This is a genomic window from Undibacterium sp. JH2W (assembly GCF_049340425.1).
In the GTDB taxonomy this organism is placed as follows: Bacteria; Pseudomonadota; Gammaproteobacteria; order Burkholderiales; family Burkholderiaceae_D; genus Undibacterium.
In genome coordinates this window covers 80,617-101,935 of record NZ_JBMPOT010000013.1, presented here as the reverse complement: position 1 = coordinate 101,935, position 21,319 = coordinate 80,617, and the positions used below count along the sequence as shown (strand labels likewise).

Genomic DNA, 21,319 nt, shown 5'->3' with positions numbered 1-21,319 from the left:
AGTCTGGTCTATGCGGTTTTGCGTAGCACCAGCAAGCGATTATTGGCAGGCATGGCGATATCATCTTGCAGGCGCATGCCATGCTGGCTTGCCTGGATCAGGATGTTTTCTATATCGCGTATGCCCATATGGGCAGCTTGCTGTTTGAGCGATGCATCAAAATGCTGGTTGCTGGCACTGGTGAATTTATCGGCATAATTGAAGGGACCATAGATGAGAAACACACCCCCCTCGTTGAGCAAGGTGGCAACGCCTGCAAACATGAGTTCCACTTCTTCCCACGCCATGATGTGGCAGGTATTGGCAGTGTACACAGCATCAAACTGGGCCTGAGGCCAGGGGTTGATTCCTATATTCAACTCCAGGGGTGGTAGCAAATTGGGCAAAGCGGCCTCCGCCATCCAGGCGATGATGCTGGGATGATATTCCAGCCTGTCGCTGGTTTGCCATTGCAGGTGCGACAATGACCGTGCAAAATTCACGGCATGCTGGCCAGTGCCGCTCCCTATCTCCAACAGGCTCTGGGAGTTACTTAACAGGGGCTGGATGACTTGCAGTATGGGTGCGCTGTTTCTTTCGCAGGCAGCCGAAAACAATTTACTCATTACACTTCTTTCATATAGCGATGACTTGTCTGAGCATAGCAGCATATGGCTGTCTGCTTGATATGTTATCAATAGGACATACGCAAAACCGCCCCAACTACGTTGTAGCTCCTGCATTTAGCAAATTAGGTACTAAAGTACTGTCTTCGTCGCTACGGTGTAGTCGGGGGTTCAGGCAATACATTGCCTGCCGACGAAACGAACCTCCCTTACCAGGGAGGTTTCCTTGGTGATAGCCTTGTTGGGACAATTTTGCGTAAGTCCTAATCAAGATATTTTTTAGATAATACCAAACAACTTCACACCAGCATTTGAATTCCCTCCATGAATTGCTGGGCAGCGTCCGTGCACAAGCACCTGAAACTGTATTTTTCAGTCCATTTTTTTCAAATCTTGACATTTCAAAATACTCAATTTTTCATGCAGGTGGTATGCTGAAAATTCACTGATGCAAACCTGCATGCCGCTCTCTTGCCAGTCTTGACAGGTATTCTTGATGGTGACCAATGTTGAACCGCTGCCTTCCTGCTTGTCTGCTCCCCATCTGTCTTGCCTGTAATATCGCGACAGCCGCACCCAAGTGTCCGCCAAATCCCATCAAGCTGGACTTTATAGAACTGGGCATTTATTTCAAATCCGAACGCGGCGTAGCAGCCGGCAATGGCATAGACCGTGACCTGGTTGATGAACTCAGCAAGCGTAGTGGCTGTGTTTTTGATGCAAGAATGCAGGCGCGGGCGCGCAGCCTGATAGAGATAAAAGCCGGTCGCACTGACATGATGATGGCGACTTTGAGCACACCTGAGCGCGAAGAATATCTCTGGCTTTTCCCCTATGTACGCAGCCATCACATCGTCCTGCTCGGTCCGGCAGCACCTGCTACGATGCAGACACTGGCGCAATTCCAGGCAGCCAGTACGCTTAAATTTGGCGCTATCAGGGGCTTCATGCATAGTGCATTTTATGACCCATTGATCACTGCCTGGACCCAGGCGGACAGAATCAGATTCTATGTCGATGAAGCGCATTTGATCAATGCCTTGATCAAGGGTGAAGTGGCTGCTGTCACCTCTTATCAAGGTGCATTCCAGTTTTACATCGATAGCAAAATCAACCCTAACACCGTGCGCGTTGTGGATTGGGATGCGGGTAATTTGCAAGCCGTGGGCAATCTTGCCATCAGTAAAGCACGTTTCAGCCAGGCCGAGGCGCATGAATGGGGCATGCTGCTCAAGGCGATACAGCAAGACGGTACTTTACTCAAAATCTACCGAAAATATGTGGATGCACGTGAGGCGCAGAACATGCTGCCATGACGCTTGCCCTCTCACGCGATCGACTCCAGTCTGCTATTATTGCTTTTTGATACATTATCAGAGCCTGTGTCAGAGTCTGTGCATTAAGTGCATAGCCAAGCTGGCTTAGCCTCAGCCATGAAAAAATTCCAGCAACCAGCCCATCCGCAACTGCGCCCCTATATAGACCGTTTTTGGGGATGGGAAAGCGAGGCAACTGAGCTCATCGCCCTGCCAGAATTATTGCCGGGTACGGGGGCAGAACTGTATTTTCACTATCGCCGTCCCTTTCACTTTCGCAGGCAAGGCGATACCGTAGAACAGGCATTGACCCAGGCGCATTTACTGTGCTTGCGTCAACAGTCTGTGAGCCTGTCTGCCTCGGCTGATCTGGGTTTTATCGCCGTGCGCTTCAAGATAGGTATGTTGTCGCGTTTCAGCAAGATACCGATGCAGGAAATGACGGACCTGACAGTGTCGGTCGAAGATATCTGGGGCCAGGCAGCGCGCAGCTTATGCCAGCAATTATCGTATGCCAGCTTACTGTCTGAGCGACTGGAGTTAATACAAGTCTTCTTGCTCAGGCACTTGCGGCCAGTTGCACCTGATGCCTTGATAGAACAAGCCATGCCGCTACTGTACCGGCAATATGCACACCTCAGCATAGCTAGCCTGGCTGAGCATTTTTGCATAGGCAGACGACAGTTTGAACGCCGTTTTCTGGCGGCCAGCGGGCAAACAGCAAATAGTGTGAAGTGCAGCAGTCGCTTCCAGCATACGGTACGCAGCCTGATGCTGAATCAGCATATGCATGCTGCCTCAGTTGCGCTGGACCACGGCTATTATGATCAGGCGCATTTCATCCATGAGTTCAAGAAATTTACTGGTAGCAGCCCGGACCAATATTTGAAGCTGGCACGCAGCAGGACGCATTTTTACAATACCAGCCGAGGCCACTAAAGCATACTGAAGCTCCCTTATTAAACGGAGCAAAACATGCTGTTATTATTGGCCGAACTGCAAGCCCATGGCGCGGCGCGCGATGAAGTAAAAAGCCTGCTGGAAAAATTAGTAGTATCCACCCAGGAAGAGCCTGGCAATATTTTCTATGCATTGCATCAGCAGCAGGCACAGCCTGATATTTTTATGGTGTATGAGCTGTACCGCGATCAGGCAGCCTGCGATACACACCTGCAATCGGCACCACTCAAGGCTGCTTTGCAGCGCATGGAAACATTATTGGCACAGCCACCGAAAATTACTTTTGGTAATATGGTGGCGCACACAAGCTGGCCAGCAGCATAAACAAGAACAAGGCAAGTGCGGGCTTGCCTTGTTCTTCTTTAAAACTAACTGGCTTTTCCTGTCACTTGCTAGTGCTACTCTATGTTGAAGCAGGCTCATTCATCATCAGCCGATTTTGCCAATTGCATAATTAATGCGATACTGGCAAGAACAGCCATTAATGAAGATCAACAGCACCTCATCAGGAATATCCATGAAAATGAAAATGCTCATCCTTGCCGCCTTGTTGCCACAACTTGCGCTGGCGCAAAACCCTGCGAATTCAAAGATCAGCAATGTTCTGGTTTATCCTGGTGGTGCCAACGTCGAAAGAGTGGCCAGGGTGGCCGCCGGTGCCAGGGAATTAAAGATCAATTGCCTGTCTGCGCGCTTTGACCTTGATTCTTTAAAAGTACAGGCGGATGCAGGCATACAGGTCGGTGACATCAGTGTACAAACCCTGGACAGGGCGCGCGCACCTGAATGTGCCAATACCAGCCTGGATATGCGCATACGTGAATTGCAGGAACAAAAGGCCAGCATCAGTGCAGAAAGTGAAGCGCAAGACCTGGTCATAGGCTATCTGAAAAGCTTTGCCAACGAACGCCAGAACAGCAGCGCCGCGCTTGTCACTACCGCCGAACAATTACGCCGCAGCGGGCAGGATGCCTTGCAACGTCGCCTGGCTGCGCAAAAGCGCCTGAATGAACTGGAGCAGCAACTGGTGCCCCTGCGGGCAGAACAAAGCCGCCAATTCCAGGCCAATCCACAAGTGCGCAGCGTGCAAATTCGCCTGGCAGCACAAACTGAAGGTGAAGTCCGTTTATCCTATCGTCTGAGTCAGGCTGGCTGGACGCCGGTTTATCGTGCCTATCTTGACACTGCCAAGTCGCAAGTCAGACTGGAGCGTCATGCCCAGGTAGCCCAGAATAGCGGGGAAGACTGGAATGCCATCAACCTGAAGCTATCGACCTCACAGCCTAATCAGTCCAGCCAGTTATATCCGCCGTCTCCGTGGACCTTGAGCATCATCCCGCCTTTGCCTAAAGAAGCACAATATTCGTATTCCTTGGCGAAGGCTACCCCACCACCTTCACCCGCCCCAGTCGCCAGAATGGCGATAGACCGTGATGCTGAGAATGTGGCAGAAATGCCCAATTTTGATGTCAGCGTATTTCAAAGTGAATATGCAGCAGAATTCCAGGTGCCAGGCAAAATCAACCTGAACAGCGACGGCCAGAAAACCGGTTTTGCCCTGGGCAGCCAGGTCGTCGATGCACAAGTGCTGGTGCGCGTACAACCCAAACAAGAGGCACAGGCTTATTTGCTGGCCAATGCTGCCCGTCCTGCAGGTTCATGGCCTAGCGGCAATCTGCAGTTATACCGCGACAATGATTTTATAGGCCAAAGCCAGCTCGCTTTTGGTAGCCAGGAAAAACTGGAACTCTTCTTTGGCACCGACAATCTGGTCAGGGTAGAAGTCGAACCAGAACAGCGCGATGATGCCAACAAGGGTTTCATCAACAGCCGCATAGAGAAAAAATTCACCAATTCCTATGTCATAGAAAACAATCACAAAACCACGGTCACGCTGCAAGTGCTGGAAGCTTCGCCAGTGGCGCGCCATGAAGACATCAAGGTGGAAACGAAGTTTACCCCTGAAGCGACACAAAGCAGCTGGAACAAGCAACCCGGCATCATCGCCTGGCAGATGCCGCTGGAAGCTGGCAAGAAATTGAAACTCAGGGCCGACTATACGATCAGTTATCCCAAGGATGCGATGGTGAATGGTTTACGTTGAGTTGCATCTCAGGACATGCAGGAAAAGTTTTCAGTTTCACTTGCTCCTGGTCAGGTAGTTTTTACCTTCACAGGAGCAGTTTTAGTCGTGAAAGCCCTGGCCGTATCGGGCATACACGGCTAAAGCCGCTCCTACAAGGCATGACTGGCTCACGTGCATTATCACACGAGCTGCCATAACTGCCAGATAGCGAAACCCAACAGCAACAGGCCACCAAGCCGGTTAATAAAGCCCAATACACCTGCTCCCATTTGCCTGGAGAGCAAGGCAACACCCGCACTGAGCATCAGCCACCAAATTGCCGACCCCAGGAACACCCCAAGCACCATCAAGCCTGCCGCCGCGTGGCCCAGCACTTTAGGCCCGGCGATGCTGGCAAAGACAGCGACAAACGAGATGATGGTCATGGGGTTGGCCAGGGTCAGGGCAAATACCGAGATGAAAGCCTGGCCAGTTTTCTGCTTACCCACGCTGGCCGCCTGCCCTGCTTCATTTTTTTCCAGCAGCAGCTTCAAGCCCATCCAGCCCAGGAACAAGGCTCCGCCTATCGCCAGCGGGGTACTCAGCGAGACAAAATAATCCGTCACCGCCACCATGCCAAATGCCCCTATCGCGCCATACACGGCATCAGCACAGGCTGCCCCCAGGCCACTGACAAAGCCGGTACGCATGCCCTGTGCCAGCGTGCGTTGTATGCACAGCAAACCTATGGGGCCGACTGGCGCTGCAATTGACAGACCTATCAGCATCGCTTTGAAAAATAAACTTGCTTCCATCTTTGCCTCTGGAAATCACAAACAGGCATACAGTATGAAGATTTGAGTCAGTGATTGACATGGAAAAATTCAGGTAAAACTGCTACATTGCCTTCATTATTCTTGCGTATCCTCATCTGGACTTAAATCTCATGGATATCGACGCCAAAGCCTGGAAAATCCTGGCAGCCCTGCAACGCGACGCCCGCATCTCATTGAAAGCACTCGCTGACGAAACCGGCCTGTCGCTACCTGCCACATCAGAGAGAGTCAAACGTCTGGAAGAAGCTGGCGTCATAAAAGGATACCGTGCCGAGGTCAATGCCGAAGCCATAGGCCTGCAAGTGCAAGCCGTGATAGGTATCACCGTGCCCCAGCCACAAAAAGCCAGCCTCATCGCGCATCTGAAATCCCTGCCAGAAGTGCTGGAATGCCTGCATGTGACGGGGCAGGATTCGTTCCTGCTGCGTGTTGCCACCAAAGACTTGCGTCATCTGGAAAGCTTTGTCGGCAATATCAACCACTATGGTGAGACGCGCACGTCTATCATCATGTCAGCACCCATTGCTTTGCGCGCTTATCAAGCCTGAGTTAGCAGCCATATGCTTGTGCTATGTCAAAGTCTGTGTCAAAAACCGGCTGGACTAGTTCTATTGAGGAATAGGCTTTCAATTTTGTAGCGCCTAGTCTGCACTCCATCGTATTCACTATGTATATGGAGTTGGCATGCAACGCAGAACATTCATCACTGGCAGCCTGGTCACAGCAGCCAGCCTGACTTTGGCTTTTCCGACCATGGCCCAGGTCGCCAGCGTCAACGACGCCATCAACAAGGCTGGCCGCCAGCGCATGCTGACACAAAGACTGGCCAAGGCTTACCTGCAAATTGGCCTGGATGTGGAAACGGAAGCATCAAAGAAAATACTGGACCAGTCCATGTCCAGCTTTGACCGCCAACTGGTGGAGCTGCATGCCTTTGCTCCCACAGCGGATATACGCAGTAATTTATCCAGCATGGAAAAAACCTGGCAGGAATACAAGCAGGCACTGGTCGGCAAAGCACCCAATCAGGGCGACGCCAGGCTGGTACTCAAGCATAGCGAAACCCTGCTGCACATGGCCGATGACGTCACCACCCAACTGGAAAAGCATGCAGGCAGCGGCGCTGGAAAACTGGTCAACCTGGCAGGCCGGCAACGCATGCTATCGCAACGCCTGGCCAAGCTCTACCAGGCCAGCAACTGGAATATCGCGCCCGGCAATGCGGCCAGCAGCATAGAGAGTACCCGCAAGGAATTCTCTGCCGCCATGCAAACCCTGCAAGCATCGAGTGGCAGCAATACCAGGCTCAAAGATGAATTACTGCTGGCCCAGTCACAATGGACTTTCTTCGAGGCAGCCTTGCACCAAACAGGCGATGGAAAACTACAACGCCATTCCGCCGCCAATGTCGCCACCACAAGCGAACGCATACTTGAAGTGATGGACAAGATTACCGGGATGTATCAGCAGATGGCGGTTTGAGTTTTTTAATGAAGCGTAAAATCCCCTGTCCGTTTCCAGCGAGCCCAAACAAATGACACCCTGCATACTTCCTCCATCAAACCGAAGGTCTTACAACATTCAAGCGAGGACAGCATGCACATCAGCAGCGAATCATCCATACTCTATTTCGGCACCCCCGTCATCCTGGTCAGCACTGTCAATGAAGATGGCAGTTTCAACCTGGCCCCTATCTCTTCCATTTTCTGGCTGGGCTGGCGGGCCGTCATCGGCGTGGGCTCCAGTTCACAAACCGCCCGCAATCTGAAAAGAAATGGCCAGTGTGTACTCAACCTGGCCTCAGTCAATGATGTAGCCGCCGTCAACAAACTGGCGCTGACCACAGGTTCAGACGCCATGTCACCGTGGAAGGCAGCACGCGGTTACCGGCTGGAGAGGAATAAATTTGAACTGGCAGGCTTGACACCGCAAGCATCAGAAACCGTGCAAGCCGCACGGGTACAGGAATGCCTGGTACAGCAAGAATGTACAGTCGCTGCCATGCATGGCATAGCCGAAGATGAAGCCATGCTCAAGGGCGGCATACTGACTTTCGAGTTGAAGATACAGCGCCTGCATGTCGATGCATCGCTACTGCTGGACGGCAATCCTGACCGCATAGACCCGGACAAGTGGCAGCCGCTGATCATGAGTTTCCAGAAATTCTATGGACTCGATAATCAGCAAGTGCATGCATCGACCTTGGCAACGATACCAGAGAAGGCTTACCGCAGTCCGGAGGTCGACAAGGCCAGACAAATAACCAAGATACCTAGCCTGACAGAGACTTAGATTTTCATCATCGAAGCGGTCCTGGGCTTGGACAACAACTCGGCAAAGACTTGCCAGCGACTTTGTTCATCGCCCGGCTTGGCCAGTTTTTCTACATAGGCCTTGGTCATATCCTGGCCAAGATTGTAGTTGATGACGTAGGAGCGATGTTTTTCCATGAAGCGCAGGCGTTGCCTTGATCTGGCCTCGTCAGACAAGGCGTATTTCATCAGCATGGCGACGGCAGCCTCGGTATCGATATCACCGTCGAGATACAGCTTGGCGACCATGTTGCCGGCATAAGTCAGCTTTTGCAGGATTGCCTGCAACTGGTAATAATGTTCTACCTTGGCCGGGTCTATGCCTGCCAATGGGAACAGGACTTCTTTTTCAAAAGCCAGGCGCTCGGCATGCGGGAAGGCGACTTCTATGCCGTAGTTGGCACTGCCCTCGGCCAGGAAAGACATAGGTGAATACAAAGGGTAGACGCTGTATTCTACCCAGGCATTTTCATTGACCAGGTGTTTTTCTATGAGCAGATTGAAGACATGGTGGCCGGGGTAACCCTCATGACTGGCCAGGTCGATGGCACGGCTGATGAACATGGGGAAGTCGGTATTCACCTGTATCAGGCTATAACTATTGCCCTTGTACCAGTTGTAGGCACTCCAGACCTGGTCTTTGACATATTCAATCTCGAAATTTTCTTCTTCCGGCAGGCTGATGTATTTCCTGGTGCGGGCGCGCGATTCATGGATGGCGGCTTTGAAGACGACATCAAGCTTGTCTTGCGGGATTTCAAATTGCTTGGCGTAGGCACTCAAACGGGTATTCAAGTCGCCTTCACCGGGCAAGAGCTGACCCAGTTCAAGCAGGATGGGGTCAAAGTCTGCCGGGCTTAAATCCGGTGAACGGGCATCATACAAGGCCACAGACTCTTCATCGAAAGACAGTTTATGGCCTGCCAGATAGGCGATGTAGGTGCGCACGGCAGCGACATGCAGGCGCAAAAAGTCCTGGCGCAGCTCTTGCCCTGCCTCTGCCGCTGGCAGGGACTGTGCCTGTTTCGTCAATTCTTCCGCTTGCTGCAACAAATCAGGCAGGGGCAGTTTTTGCGATGCTGCCTGCCATTCTGGCGGGCCATAATAGGCATCGACATAGCCAGGATCATGCTGGCCTGTTGCCAGGACAAGTTTTACATAAGCTTCTGCTACTTGATTGAGTGTCATGATCGATGCCATAAGCGTTCTCCGCATGTATTTAATAAGACATTTTGTTGCCAGCATTTTACTGCTATTGGACAGATGGTAACTGTTCAAATTCACGTCTGTTTTCACAGCGCAGTGCACAAAAATTGACATGACCTTCAGCTAACACTATATTGCGCTACCGCCTGAGCTCATGCATACAAAAAATGAGCCATGGCGTGACACTGAGGATAGATAGGCTGCCCACAAGGCAGCCTATCACAATCAGGACTTACGCAAAATTGTTACTGCCAGTCTTTGCTGCGCAGTCGGGGTAGTTTTGCGCAAGTCCTCAAATAAAATGGAGGATACATGGCTCTGCAGCAGTTGGATGATGAACAGATACGCACCTGGACACGAAGACAAAAGGATCAATGGTGGTTTGACAATGTCTACCGCAAGGACATGGCACAGCTGACCCTGCGCTCTGCCCTCACTGGTTTCTTGCTGGGTGGCATACTCGCAGCCACAGCCCTGTATATCGGTGCCAAGACCGGTATCGGTATCGGTGTGGGTCTGACGTCGGTAATTTTGTCGTTTGCGATTTTTCGCATCCTGCATAGCCTGGGTTTGACTGCCGATTACAGCATATTGGAAAACAATTGTACCCAGTCCATCGCTACAGCGGCTGGCTACATGGTCAACCCGCTGATTTCCAGCCTCGCAGCCTATATGCTGATTACCGGGAAAATCATCCCCTGGTGGCAAATGATCATCTGGATCTGCGTCGTCGCTTTAATCGGCGTGCTGGTGGCCTTTCCCCTCAAGCGCCGCTTTGTCAATGAAGACCAGCTTCCTTTCCCTGAAGGCCGTGCCTGCGGTGTGGTGCTGGATTCTCTCTACACCGATGGCGCCGGTGCCGGCCTCTACAAGGCCAAGTTGCTTGGCTATACCAGCCTGTTTGCCGGTTTTTACCAGCTCATCGTCAGCGATGGCTGGATGCGCCTGATACAGTTCAAGATTTTGCGCATGGATAAATGGGCCGGCATGACAGAAGCCTGGAGCCTGCCTGAGCGTCTGGATACTTATTACTATACGGCGGCTACCAAGCTGCATTGGGCAATACCGAATATCCTGGGCACCGATATACGCCAGCTCGGCTTGCGTCTGAATCTCGATGTTGCCATGATGGGGGTAGGCGGCCTGATGGGCATACGGGTTGCCAGCAGCGTCATGCTGGGTGCCTTCATCAATTTTGTCTTGCTTGCGCCATGGATCATACAAAGAGGTGAAATCGTCGCGCGCACCTTGCCAAATGGCACGGTAGTACCAATCTCGCGCACCGAGATCGTCAATCAATGGGGCCTGTGGTGGGCAGTGACCATGATGGTGGTCGGTGCCATGGTCGGCTTGCTGGCCAAGCCTGAATTGTTCAAGGCAGCCTTCAAATCCCTGAGCGGCAAAGGCAACAAGGAAAAAGATACCGGTCCTGATCCGTTGAAAGAGGTAGAAGTACCTTTGTGGATATCGTTTGTTGGTGTACCTATCCTGTGCGGTATTGCAGCCTGGTTGATCAATGTCTTGTTTGGTGTGTCTTACATCATGGCCTTGATTTCCTTCCCGCTGATTTTCGTCCTGACAGTGATTTGTATCAATGCCATGGCGCTGACTTCCTGGGCACCGATAGGTGCGTTGGCCAAGATCACTCAATTCAGCATGGGGGCAATCGACCGCAGCAATCCGGCCACCAATTTGCTGCCAGCCGGTATGACTTCAGACATCGCCTTCAATGCCTCTTCACTGCTGTCTGATATCAAGCCTGGCTATATGCTGGGCGGCAAACCAAGGCATCAGGTGATCGGCCATATTATCGGCATTTTCTCTGGCACGCTGGCTTGCGTTCCGCTGTTCTTCCTGTTGTTCCTGCCGCCCGATGCTGAAGGTCTGCGCAGCCCAGCAACGATAGTCAGCGACCAGTTTGCCTTCCCGTCTGCCTTGCAATGGAAGGGTGTCGCCGAGATCATCGCCAAAGGTGTCAGCGGTTTGCCGACTTCAGCCATCATTGCCATGGCGGTAGCTGGCCTGTGCGCAGCCTTTATTGAAATCGGCAATATCATCACCCGTGGCCGCCTACCGCTGTCTGCGGTTTCCATAGGCCTGGGTGTGGTCTTGCCACCTGAGTCCTGCTTCGCCATGTGGATAGGTGCCTTGATATTCTGGTACATGGGCAAGAAAAATTCAGAAAAAGGCACGAAGGGACATACTTTCTGGGTAGAGGGCTGTGAAGCCATCAGCGCCGGTTTGATCTCTGGTGCGGCTATCCTGGGTATAGGTAATGCTATTATTAATGTGATGATGTAGTTGTACATTTGTAGGTTGGGCCGGGCCTCGCTAGGCTACGCTTTACCAGCCCAACACTCGGCTTTTAATAACGTATACGTTTGCAAAGGCCCAGTGTTGGGCTGATACCCCGTAGCCCAACCTACGAAGCCCCTCAACCTACGAAGTTATTTCCAAATCTATACCTGCAAATACCTCTGCAGCATACCGACCAGTTCTTCTTTCCCTCTTGACTGAAACTCCGCCGTTGCCTGGTCTATCACCAGCCTGTGGGTGAAGTGTTCTATCGTGTGCACCACGAAGTAAGCCTGCATCTGGCGGTCTGTGTGAGCGGCCACATCGCTGCGCAGGCTTAGGCAGCGTGCCACTTCAGCGATCAGGAATTGTTCTGCCTGCCTGGCGGTTTGCCGCAAGTCTGCCGGTAGCAAGCCTTCTTCATACAGCAATCTGTGCAAGCCGGGATTGTGTTCATGCAGCGCCAGCATATGATCGACGATTTCATTCAGGGTGGCAGGCAGTGACTGCTGACTGCTGCGCAGGGTTTCCAGCATGCGTATGGCAAGCGCCAGGCCCTCGGCCAGATGCTGCTCTGCCAGGGCCGTCAGGATCGCATCCTTGCTGGGGAAGTATTGGTAGAGTGAACCTATAGAGACGCCAGCCCGGCTGGCGATGCGGGAAGTGGTGCCAGCGGCATAACCATACTCATCGAAAATATGAATAGCAGCTTCCATGATGGCTTGCACCGTCATCCTGGATCTTTGCTGCAAGGGCTGTTTTAAAGGCTGGGTTATAGGCTGACTACGCGATTTGCTCATGGTAAAAAGCAGGCTCCAGAATGCGAATAGACAATATGAATGATTATTCATATTATAGTCCAGCAAGATTACCGGACTACATTATGAATATGAAGCAAGCACGCTCTGAGCAAACTTACTGGCATTGCTACCATGAACCAGCCCTGCTGGCACGGGTGCTGGCTGTAGTGCAAACCCGCCATCTGCTCTCCACAGGGGTAGAACTGCATATAGACCTGTACCAGCAAGCTGACCCGGCAACCCCGGTGCTGATACTCAATCATGGTGGTGGCGGTTATGGTGGTTTATTCGTTGGACTGGCACTGGCATTTTATGAGCAAGGCTATACCGTCATCGTACCCGACCAAAAAGGCCAGGGTCGTTCTGGCGGTGCCATGGGTGATTTTACGGTGGCAGAGGCAGTGCAAAACATCGTCGATGCGGCCACCTGGGCCAGACAGGAATTCAACGGCCCCTTGTATCTGTGCGGCGGCAGCATAGGTGGTGGCCTGACATATGCCGCCGCCGCTGCGCTGACCAAGCAAGGCCAGCCTCCGGTCGCTGCCGTCTGTCTGAATTTGTATGACTTTGGTGACCCGGTCACTGGCCTGGCGTTTACCCGCTTTGCAGGTTTGGCAAACATCCCCGGTCTGGCCAGGGCATGCAGGGCCATGAGTGGTGCGTTGGCAAAAATCGCGCCGCGCCTGTGCCTGCCATACCGCCCGCTGGCACGCTTTGAAAACATGATGGATGAGCGTGATCTTGCGCTAGGTTTTTATGCCAAATGGCGAGCTGATCCTTTGACTTTACGCACAGTCACGGCCCGCTATTTTGCCAGCATGCTCAATACCCCTTTTGCGATACCACTGGAAGAAAATAGCCAGGTGCCGGTGCTGGTCATCAATCAGCAACGTGACAAGATGGTCAAGCCGCAACTGACGCTGGCTTGCTACCAGCGCCTTGCGGGTCAAAAAACTTATGTAGAAATCGACTGGGGACATTTTTCTCTTTTGCCAGCATTCAATGCTGAACTAGTCCAGCTTGGTACGCGTTGGCTGGCCAGCCTTGCCCATGCTGATCTGTAGGAGCGGCTTTAGCCGCGAACATTTTTTTCGCAGGCTATACGTAAAGTGAGCTTAAGGCATCTGCTGTTCGCGGCTGAAGCCGCTCCTACATGAATCAGCCGACCACTTCTGCCCCTGGCGCATAGTAAGTGATCTCAAAACGTATGCCATCGGCATCCTTCATGAACAAGGCTAGTGAGCCACCCAGGTTTTTGATATCCTGTACGTCAAACCCTGCCTCTTGCATGGTCTGGCGTATCTGCATGACTTGCTCTGCCGAGGTCGCACCAAAACCCAGGTGGTTCATGCCTGCGCCATAACGTTCATAGGAGCGGGTATCAGGATGGGCCTGCATGAACTGGAAAAAGAAACCCTCATCATCGGTCCAGACCTGGGGCTTGCTCTCGACAAAGCCCAGTTGCGGCAACAGGCATTCATAGTAAGGCATGCTGGTTTCCAGTGAACTCACCAGCAGGGAGATATGGTCTATCTTCATTTGCTGACTCCTGCTGCTGTTGGTAAGGGCAAGGGATTTTGTGGGCTTTCGCTACCCCAGGTTTCTGACAATATCCAGTTATTGGCCGGGCCTGAGACAACATCATAATAGGCGTGCATAATGCCATCGATGCTGTTGACATCGGCTGTCAGCGGATACCTTGGCGCTTCAGCAGCAAGCGCTGGTTTTAAGAATAAACACAACAACATCATACTGACAAAAAAACTCACCCGTATTTGTTGAGCTGAAAAACTGGCCTTGCTGATATGTTGATTTGTCATACGAACTCCTTGTTAGCGAAGTCCGCAGTATCTTTTAGCAGCATCATACTGACTAGCGACAAATATGCGCCAGGGTATAGAGAAAAACTAATCAGTTAATAATATAGTCATGCGAAAAATTCCGGGCTTGAATGATTTACGTATTTTTGAAGCAGCGGGCCGCCTGCAGAATTTTCGCCTGGCCGGGCAAGAACTCAGCCTCACGCATAGCGCGGTCAGCCATCGCATACGCTCACTGGAAGAACAACTGGGGCTGGAGCTATTCGAGCGCCAGAATGGCGTCAGGCTGACCGATGCCGGGCGGGAATTGCATGCAGCAGTGACACTCACACTGGATCAACTGGGCACAGCCATAGACCGCATTGGCCAGCATCACCGCAACCCACGCCAGGTAGTGAGGGTAGCCTGCCTGCCCGCTTTTGCTGCTTACTGGCTACTACCCAGATTGCATGAATTTTATTTACTACGCCCTGAGATTTCGCTACAGATACAGGCCGGTATAGAACTGGCTGATTTGGGAAACAACGGCGTCGACCTGGCACTGCGTTTTGGCAAGGGTACATGGCCGCATGTGCAAAGCGACAAATTCCTGGATGAATATTATTACCCTGTAGCTTCACCGGATTTCATTGCCAGATTGCAGCCAGCCGCTACGGCCGACTTGCTGAGCCTGCCCTTGCTGGTACACGCCAATACCATAGGTGCCGGTTCATCCTGGTCTGCGTATTTCAAGGCTCTGGGCCTGCATGCACAACAGACACTGCGTAGCATCAGCTTTGATGATAGCAACCTGGTCTTGCAAGCGGCCGAACATGGACATGGTATTGCCTTTGAGCGCCATAGCCATGTCAGCGCCCGCATCAAATCCGGCGATTTGCAAAGGCTGTTTGACAGTGGCGTGCGCAGCCATAGTCGATACTATTTACTTTCCACTAAACAGAGTATGAGTATCCCTGCCGTACAGTGTGTACACGACTGGCTTATGGGGCAGGCCCAGGATTTTTCCGCGCAAAGCGCTGCAGGGCTGGCATCTATACGATGGCTGGACGAAGTGAACCGGATAGCCAGCACTGCCTGATGCGATAAGTGTTGAGGAGCAGGACAAAACAAGCAGCAAGCTTGCTACAAAAAAATACAAAAATTGTGACATTTCCTGCCATCCAAACAGGTGGCTCGCGCGTTAAGGATAGAACTAGTCACTTTTATTTACCCATGCCGGGAAGAAATCCATGTCTGCCTCAGATACGCTGAACCTGCTCGCCAGAGCCCGCCGTGCTCCCCTGTTAAAAATTGCCGCTTTGGCAGTGGCCAGCCTGTTTGTGCTGGCACCTGTACATGCCCAGGATGAGCCACCAGGCCGCGTCGCCAGAGTCAGTTATGCCTATGGCAATATCGGTTTTGCTGATGCAGGCACGAATAACTGGGGCACACTGACACCGAACCGCCCCATCTCTACGGGCGACAGCCTGCAAGTCCCCTTTGCTGGCAAGGCAGAATTGCATGTAGGCCCGAATGCCTTGCGCATGCAGGAAAACACCCTCTTGAGCTTTAGCCTGCTCGACGATGACAATACCCAGATAGACTTGAACCAGGGCAGTATCGTGATACGCGTACGCGCCCTCAACAATAGAGAAAATTTTGACATACGCACCCCCAACCTGGTGTTCTCGCTGCAAGAACCTGGCGAATACAGAATCAATGTCAATGATGACAATACCACTACCGTGCAAGTAAGGCGCGGTACTGCAATAGCCCATGGCGAGCGCGATACCATCACCATCAGACAGGGTGAGCAAACCCGTTTTTCTGGCAGTAACCTGCAACACATGTCCATAGGCAATGTCTCGCCTCTTGATGCTTTTGATTTGTGGGCGGCGGATCGTGACCGTGCTGAAGAAAATGTGGAAACCGTACGCTATGTCTCGCGTGAAGTCATAGGCTATGAACAACTGGATCAATATGGCGCATGGGAAACCACCACCGACTACGGTGCAGTATGGTATCCGCGCCAGGTCAGTGCCAGCTGGGCCCCTTACCGCGATGGCAACTGGGTCTGGGTCGCCCCCTGGGGCTGGACCTGGGTCGATCGCGCCCCTTGGGGATTTGCGCCTTACCATTATGGCCGCTGGGCCTATGTAGGTACACGCTGGGCCTGGGTGCCTGGTCCGCGCCAGCATCATATCAGGCCTGTGTATGCCCCTGCCCTGGTGGTCTTTGTCGGCGGCAGCTATCTTGCCAAGCCGGGTGGCCATCAAAACCAGGCCTCGGTAGCCTGGTTCCCGCTCGGGCCTGGCGAAGTCTACCGGCCTGGTTACACCCACAATACCCAGTATATACAGCGTTTGAATCAAAGCCTGGTTGTGAATAACACCCTGGTCAGCGGGCGCTATGTGAATCAAGGGATACAGCATGCGGTCACTGTCGTGCCGACTACGACCTTTGTGCGTGGCGAGCATGTCATGCCAGTGTCAAGCAGCAGGTTATTCACGCCTATCAAGCAAAACTCACTGGTTGCTACGGAAGCACCCAATCTCACCCCAGTCAACAATAATCGCTTCGGCGAAACCCGCCCACGCAACGGGGGCGAAGCTGATCAATACCGCCAAAGAAACCTGAATATGCCAGCTGCCCGTGGCGACCAGCGACCCGCTGTGATCAGCAATATCAACGAAGGCAGGCCGGTATCACGTCCGGCAGAAGTGAATGCGAATACAGCACCTGGCATACGCCCGAACAATGCAGCTGTGGGCTTGCAAAATTCCAATTCGTTCACCAATACGCCGAATACCCCTATTACTCCCAACACCAGCAACCAGGGCAGTAATGTGTACACACCCAGAACACCGGCTAACCTGGCGCCACAGACCGGCAACTCTGCAGGCATTAATATTGCCCCTGCGGTCAATGCGCCTGCGCATACCCCTGTCAATGGCATCACACCTGCACCAAACCAGATCCGGCCAACGGAGAGGATAGAAAATAACGACAGGTCAGCCAGGCCAGGCAATACCTGGAATAATGAAGCGGGCAATAACCAGCCACGCTCTTATGGCAATGGCATGCCGAATACCGGCAATGCACCGCTGAATATGAATAACCAGCGCCCGATACAGAATCAGCCTGCCAATACCATCAATGTCGCGCCGGTTGCCAATCCCCCCGTCAACCAGCAGTTGCATACACCGACGGGCAATACACCCGCCAATAATGCCATCATGGCGCCTTCAAACACGAACCAGTACCGGCCAGTTGAGAACGTCGACAGATCGGCAAGGCCAGCGAATAGCTGGAATAACAATGGTCAGCCAGAAATGCGCGAAAGGCAGCCAGAGCGCAATATTGAACGTGGTAATGACAGGCCTTTGGAGCGTCGCCCTACTGTAAACGCGGTGGAAAGACCCGTGCCACAGGCTCCGCTTATCCAGCCTGCACCACAAGCACAACCCATGCCTCAGCCTGCCCGCATGGAAAGCAGACCTGCACCTATGCCCATGCCAGCTTCTGCCCCAACACCTGCCCCGCGCGCAATGCCTGCACCGGCCCCTGCTCCGGCAGAAAAAGCCAAGGACAAAGAGGATCCACGTAATCCAAAAAAGAATGGTAATAATGAGCGCTGAGCATTAAATACTGAGCTGGCGTGTCGATTCAATATGGATGAGCCAGCTTATTAACTATGGCCTTACTCTGACATTAAGCAATACTATTTTCCTGTCACACTGACTTGTAAATCACCATAGGCCAGGCAGAAAATTTTGCTTATTTTTCGGAACTTTTTCGCTCTCCTCCTGCCGAAAGTGACTTACAGCCAAATGGCATGCATATCACCTTATGCGATGTGAAAGAGAACCGATGATGCCTGTCTTAGCTACTTTGCGCCCGTTGTTACCAGCAGCAGCTATCAGCTGCTTGTTCGTCTGCTACGGTACACAGGCGCAAACTGTCGACCCGCTTACTGCCGCCATTCTGGATATGCAGGGCACACGCCTGGCGTCGCATCAAGCCGCCACTCCACAAAATGCGGTCCAGGAAATCAAGCTCAAGCAGCAATTGATCTTGCAAAAAAATGGGCAATTCCGCTCCGTCAGTGATTCTCTCTGGCCTGGCAATATCCGCTTCCAGTTCCTGTCTACAGGTAACAAGGATGGCATGGCTGTGCTTGACTTGCTGCAATGGCGGCAGGGGCTGGAGATTACCAGGGGCGATGCCAGCGAAGCACGCAAAGCCTATGCTGATTTCCTGTTCCTGGTCCCGGCCTTCTTGCAGCAGCAAGCCAGCAATCTTCAACCTGTTCCACTGCCTGGTGATACCAGCGGCAAATACGAACAAGTCAATTTCAGCGATGCCGCTGGCCGGCCAGCCAGCCAGCATGGTCATAGAACGTAGCAGCGGCCAGGTGCAGAGCGCAAAAACAGCAGCATCGACTTATGAATACGCCGACTACGGCAGCAAACAAGATTTCAAGCAACCGAAACAGATCACCGTAAAAAATGGTGACAAGCTGGTATTGCAATGGACCATCCATGCGCAGCTCACTGAACATGTCGATGCCCATAGCTTTGACTTGCCAGCAGGCTATGTAGAGATACAGGACCAGGGCAGCTTGCGGGCAACCCTGATTGCCCCTGGCACCTACAGGGTAGATGGTAGTGAATCTGGCTATCACACTGGCTTTTCCGTAGGCAGCCACAGCGTAGCTATCTATGACGCCCCCATCAGCACGGCAGAAGCAGCCAAGGTCAAAGCACTCATAGAACAGACTGCACCCGGCCGCAAACTGGCGTATCTGGTGCTGTCACATAGCCACCGCGACCATATCGCCGGAACACCAAGCTATGCTCAGGAAGGTGTGCAGATACTGGCAGGCAAGGATGGCAAACTGGCCGTAGAACGCCAGTTGGGCGCTGCTGTTGCCAGCAAGGTTGTTGAGGTCACCCAGGCACGCGAACTGGACCTTGGCGGCCGCAGTATCAGCATTTATCCGCTGGCCAGCAGCCATGCCTCAGACATGCTGGTGGCCTATGATAAAAGCAGCCAGACCCTGTTCCAGGGCGACTTGTTTTATCTGCCTGAAATTGGGCCCATCCCCCCGGTATTTGATGTAGGCCTGGAATTGGAACAGTTGATCAAACAAGGCAGCTTGCAAGTACAGCAACTGGTCGGTGTACATGGCCGTAGTGGCAGCTTGCAAGAATTTCAAAAAGCCCTGGAATTAAGGCGGGCAGCCCAACCGCCTGCAGAAAAAACCTGAATACTGTATGGCATTCCTGCTCCTCAAAACTGTGTTGCCTGACTTGATCTGCAACACAGTTTACGTACACTGCTACCCTTAGTCCTGCAATTGTTGTAAATTTCGGTAAGGTAAGTATATTGCATGCCCACCCTATCAAAGACAGGCAAGCCTGTAACAAGGTTTTGCCCTTTGCACAACAGGATAAAGTCTCAAGATGCGTCAGGACAGCTCCCCCTTGTTCTATCAATATGTCATCCTTGCCTGCCTGCTGGCTCTGTCGGTTTTTTTTGTACCGGCGCAAGCGCAAGAACTGCAAATCTTTACGGAAGACTGGCCCCCCATCAGCTTTGGCACAGGCACTAAAGCCGAGGGCATGGCAGTAGAAGTGGTGCAAGCCATGCAGGCGCATATGGGCAGCACCCAGGCCGTGCAAGTCGTGCCCTGGGCGCGTGGCTATAAAGCCTTGCTGGAAGAACCAAATACCCTGTTGTTCACGGTAGGCAGATCAGAGGAGCGGGAAAAGCTCATGGTCTTGCTGGGGCCTATCGCCATCTCCACCACTTCTCTATATACCCGCAAAGGCAATGCCGCACGCCTGCTGGCCATGAGCGATGACATACAAAAACTCAAGGTAGGCGCATACCGCTCCAGTATCTTTGCTGACACGGCGCGCAAGAAAGGTTTTCAAAACATAGAGCAAGCGCCCACCCCCCAAATCATTGCCAATATGCTGCTGGCGAAGCGCTTTGATCTATGGGTAGAGGGCAGCCTGGTGGTTTCCTCGGTATTGAAGGACATAGGGCATAGCGCCGATGAGGTGGAAAAAGTCAAAGTCCTCGACAGCCTGGAATTGTATCTGGCTTTTTCCAGCTCCACTCCAGCCACCACTATCAAGGTCTGGGAAGATGCCTTGCGCTGGTTGAAGAAAGAAGGCCACTTCAGCCGCATCCATCAAAAATGGCTACCTAACGAAGCACCACCCATGGCGGTCATCAGGCTGGACCCACCTAAACCCTGATCCAGGTTGGCATAGCTGCGATCAGGCATACACCACCTCCACCTGCATGGCAGTGTAGGGGGCCAGCAAGTCTGCTTCAGTGTTTTTGGCGACGACAATGGTATCCAAGGCTCTTGCTGGCATGATTTGATAAGGTGATACTGCGTCCAATTTTTCTGAAGACGCCAGCAGTATCGTCTTGCCTGCCTGTACGCTCATGGCATGTTTGACTGCTGCCTCTTCATAATCGCCCGTGCTCAATCCAGCCTCCGGGTGCAGGCTGCTTGCCCCCATAAAATAGCAATCTGCACGAATTTGCATGATTGCGTTCACAGTGGCAGCACCAACAGCGACCAGGGAATGCCTGTAGAACCTCCCCCCAAGTAAGATCACTTCTATGTGCTCATGTCCACCCAGTGCCATCGCGATTGAAGGACTATGGGTGACTATGGTAGCGACCAGGGAGGCAGGTAAATACCGTATCAACTGTGCAGTAGTCGTCCCGCCATCGACAAACACGATTTGTCCCGGCACTATCATGCCAGCAGCAGCCTGGCCTATGGCACGTTTTTCATCCGCAGCAATACTCTCGCGCTGATTGAAATCCACCAGTGCCGGGGAGAGCGGCAAAGCACCTCCATGGACACGTTGCAACATTCCTTCTCTGGCCATTTCACGCAGGTCGCGGCGAATAGTATCTTCCGACACCCCCAGCTCTTCACTCAGTTTTTTTGCAACCAGTTGCCGGTCTTTTTCCAGCAAGTCCATCAAGTATTTTTTTCTTTGACTGGTCAGCATAGTAGTTCCTTCATTTTTTTCATGTTTTTTCTTGATTTATCACGATATTGCACGATACACTAAAAAATCAAGTAAATTG

Annotated in this window: 21 protein-coding genes; 14 read left to right on the top strand and 7 right to left on the bottom strand. The window is 52.4% G+C overall.

Translation table 11 applies throughout. The features are described 5' to 3' along the window. Positions 1–8 precede the first annotated feature (8 nt). Positions 9–605, bottom strand: coding sequence for a DUF938 domain-containing protein (locus ACO0LC_RS20005; RefSeq protein WP_423006334.1), 597 nt, complete (start codon positions 603–605; stop codon positions 9–11). Between the two features lie 506 nt (positions 606–1,111). Between ACO0LC_RS20005 and ACO0LC_RS20000 the strand changes: the two genes are divergently transcribed. The 4 genes from ACO0LC_RS20000 (at position 1,112) to ACO0LC_RS19985 (ending at position 4,985) form a co-directional block, all read left to right on the top strand. Continuing rightward, entirely contained in the window at positions 1,112–1,921 is an 810-nt protein-coding gene (locus ACO0LC_RS20000; RefSeq protein WP_423006332.1) for a substrate-binding periplasmic protein, read from the top strand. 117 nt (positions 1,922–2,038) lie between these two features. Continuing rightward, positions 2,039–2,860, top strand: a complete 822-nt coding sequence (locus tag ACO0LC_RS19995) for a helix-turn-helix domain-containing protein (protein WP_423006330.1) — start codon at positions 2,039–2,041, stop codon at positions 2,858–2,860. Positions 2,861–2,896: 36 nt separating this feature from the next. Further along, entirely contained in the window at positions 2,897–3,205 is a 309-nt protein-coding gene (locus ACO0LC_RS19990; protein ID WP_423006328.1) for a putative quinol monooxygenase, read from the top strand. Between the two features lie 193 nt (positions 3,206–3,398). Further along, positions 3,399–4,985: a DUF4139 domain-containing protein gene (locus ACO0LC_RS19985; RefSeq protein WP_423006326.1), complete on the top strand. Its 1,587-nt coding sequence runs from the start codon at positions 3,399–3,401 to the stop codon at positions 4,983–4,985. A gap of 161 nt (positions 4,986–5,146) precedes the next feature. Here the strand turns inward: ACO0LC_RS19985 and ACO0LC_RS19980 are convergent, their stop codons facing one another. Next, entirely contained in the window at positions 5,147–5,761 is a 615-nt protein-coding gene (locus tag ACO0LC_RS19980) for a LysE family translocator (protein WP_423006324.1), read from the bottom strand. A gap of 131 nt (positions 5,762–5,892) precedes the next feature. Between ACO0LC_RS19980 and ACO0LC_RS19975 the strand changes: the two genes are divergently transcribed. The 3 genes from ACO0LC_RS19975 to ACO0LC_RS19965 all read left to right on the top strand — a co-directional run bounded on the left by ACO0LC_RS19975 (position 5,893) and on the right by ACO0LC_RS19965 (position 8,074). Continuing rightward, the gene (locus ACO0LC_RS19975) at positions 5,893–6,330 is read left to right on the top strand and encodes an Lrp/AsnC family transcriptional regulator (RefSeq protein ID WP_423006322.1); all 438 of its coding nucleotides are present in this window, start codon (positions 5,893–5,895) and stop codon (positions 6,328–6,330) included. Positions 6,331–6,466: 136 nt separating this feature from the next. Continuing rightward, entirely contained in the window at positions 6,467–7,264 is a 798-nt protein-coding gene (locus ACO0LC_RS19970; RefSeq protein WP_423006320.1) for a type IV pili methyl-accepting chemotaxis transducer N-terminal domain-containing protein, read from the top strand. Between the two features lie 114 nt (positions 7,265–7,378). Beyond that, entirely contained in the window at positions 7,379–8,074 is a 696-nt protein-coding gene (locus ACO0LC_RS19965) for a flavin reductase family protein (protein WP_423006318.1), read from the top strand. Here ACO0LC_RS19965 and ACO0LC_RS19960 read toward each other — a convergent pair. Continuing rightward, positions 8,071–9,282 (bottom strand): hypothetical protein, encoded by a 1,212-nt coding sequence (locus ACO0LC_RS19960; protein WP_423006316.1) that lies wholly within the window; start codon positions 9,280–9,282, stop codon positions 8,071–8,073. The genes ACO0LC_RS19965 and ACO0LC_RS19960 overlap by 4 nt on opposite strands. A gap of 330 nt (positions 9,283–9,612) precedes the next feature. Between ACO0LC_RS19960 and ACO0LC_RS19955 the strand changes: the two genes are divergently transcribed. After that, positions 9,613–11,601 (top strand): OPT family oligopeptide transporter, encoded by a 1,989-nt coding sequence (locus ACO0LC_RS19955; RefSeq protein WP_423006315.1) that lies wholly within the window; start codon positions 9,613–9,615, stop codon positions 11,599–11,601. Between the two features lie 158 nt (positions 11,602–11,759). Here the strand turns inward: ACO0LC_RS19955 and ACO0LC_RS19950 are convergent, their stop codons facing one another. Continuing rightward, positions 11,760–12,395, bottom strand: a complete 636-nt coding sequence (locus ACO0LC_RS19950) for a TetR/AcrR family transcriptional regulator (protein WP_423006313.1) — start codon at positions 12,393–12,395, stop codon at positions 11,760–11,762. 83 nt (positions 12,396–12,478) lie between these two features. Between ACO0LC_RS19950 and ACO0LC_RS19945 the strand changes: the two genes are divergently transcribed. After that, the gene (locus ACO0LC_RS19945; protein WP_423006311.1) at positions 12,479–13,459 is read left to right on the top strand and encodes an alpha/beta hydrolase; all 981 of its coding nucleotides are present in this window, start codon (positions 12,479–12,481) and stop codon (positions 13,457–13,459) included. Between the two features lie 94 nt (positions 13,460–13,553). On the opposite strand, the gene ACO0LC_RS19940 is transcribed toward ACO0LC_RS19945, so the two are convergent. Together ACO0LC_RS19940 and ACO0LC_RS19935 are read right to left on the bottom strand one after the other, a co-directional pair. Beyond that, positions 13,554–13,934, bottom strand: a complete 381-nt coding sequence (locus ACO0LC_RS19940; protein ID WP_423006309.1) for a VOC family protein — start codon at positions 13,932–13,934, stop codon at positions 13,554–13,556. Continuing rightward, positions 13,931–14,215 carry a hypothetical protein gene (locus tag ACO0LC_RS19935; protein WP_423006307.1) on the bottom strand — a complete coding sequence of 95 codons (285 nt, stop codon included), beginning with the start codon at positions 14,213–14,215 and terminating at the stop codon, positions 13,931–13,933. Before ACO0LC_RS19935 ends, ACO0LC_RS19940 begins: the two co-directional genes overlap by 4 nt. Before the next feature lie 109 nt (positions 14,216–14,324). Between ACO0LC_RS19935 and ACO0LC_RS19930 the strand changes: the two genes are divergently transcribed. The 5 genes from ACO0LC_RS19930 to ACO0LC_RS19910 all read left to right on the top strand — a co-directional run bounded on the left by ACO0LC_RS19930 (position 14,325) and on the right by ACO0LC_RS19910 (position 20,463). Then, positions 14,325–15,293 carry a LysR substrate-binding domain-containing protein gene (locus ACO0LC_RS19930; protein WP_423006305.1) on the top strand — a complete coding sequence of 323 codons (969 nt, stop codon included), beginning with the start codon at positions 14,325–14,327 and terminating at the stop codon, positions 15,291–15,293. Between the two features lie 151 nt (positions 15,294–15,444). Then, on the top strand, positions 15,445–17,832 hold the full coding sequence (locus tag ACO0LC_RS19925) for a DUF6600 domain-containing protein (RefSeq protein ID WP_423006303.1): 2,388 nt from the start codon (positions 15,445–15,447) through the stop codon (positions 17,830–17,832). 232 nt (positions 17,833–18,064) lie between these two features. Beyond that, entirely contained in the window at positions 18,065–18,598 is a 534-nt protein-coding gene (locus ACO0LC_RS19920; protein ID WP_423006301.1) for a hypothetical protein, read from the top strand. Continuing rightward, a complete protein-coding gene (locus ACO0LC_RS19915; protein WP_423006299.1) occupies positions 18,555–19,463 on the top strand; it encodes an MBL fold metallo-hydrolase in 909 nt (302 codons plus the stop codon). The genes ACO0LC_RS19920 and ACO0LC_RS19915 overlap by 44 nt, the downstream gene beginning before the upstream one ends. A 196-nt stretch (positions 19,464–19,659) precedes the next feature. Beyond that, positions 19,660–20,463, top strand: coding sequence for a substrate-binding periplasmic protein (locus tag ACO0LC_RS19910; RefSeq protein ID WP_423006297.1), 804 nt, complete (start codon positions 19,660–19,662; stop codon positions 20,461–20,463). A 21-nt stretch (positions 20,464–20,484) separates the two neighbouring features. Here ACO0LC_RS19910 and ACO0LC_RS19905 read toward each other — a convergent pair whose 3' ends face one another. Further along, entirely contained in the window at positions 20,485–21,240 is a 756-nt protein-coding gene (locus ACO0LC_RS19905; RefSeq protein ID WP_423006295.1) for a DeoR/GlpR family DNA-binding transcription regulator, read from the bottom strand. Positions 21,241–21,319 lie beyond the last annotated feature (79 nt).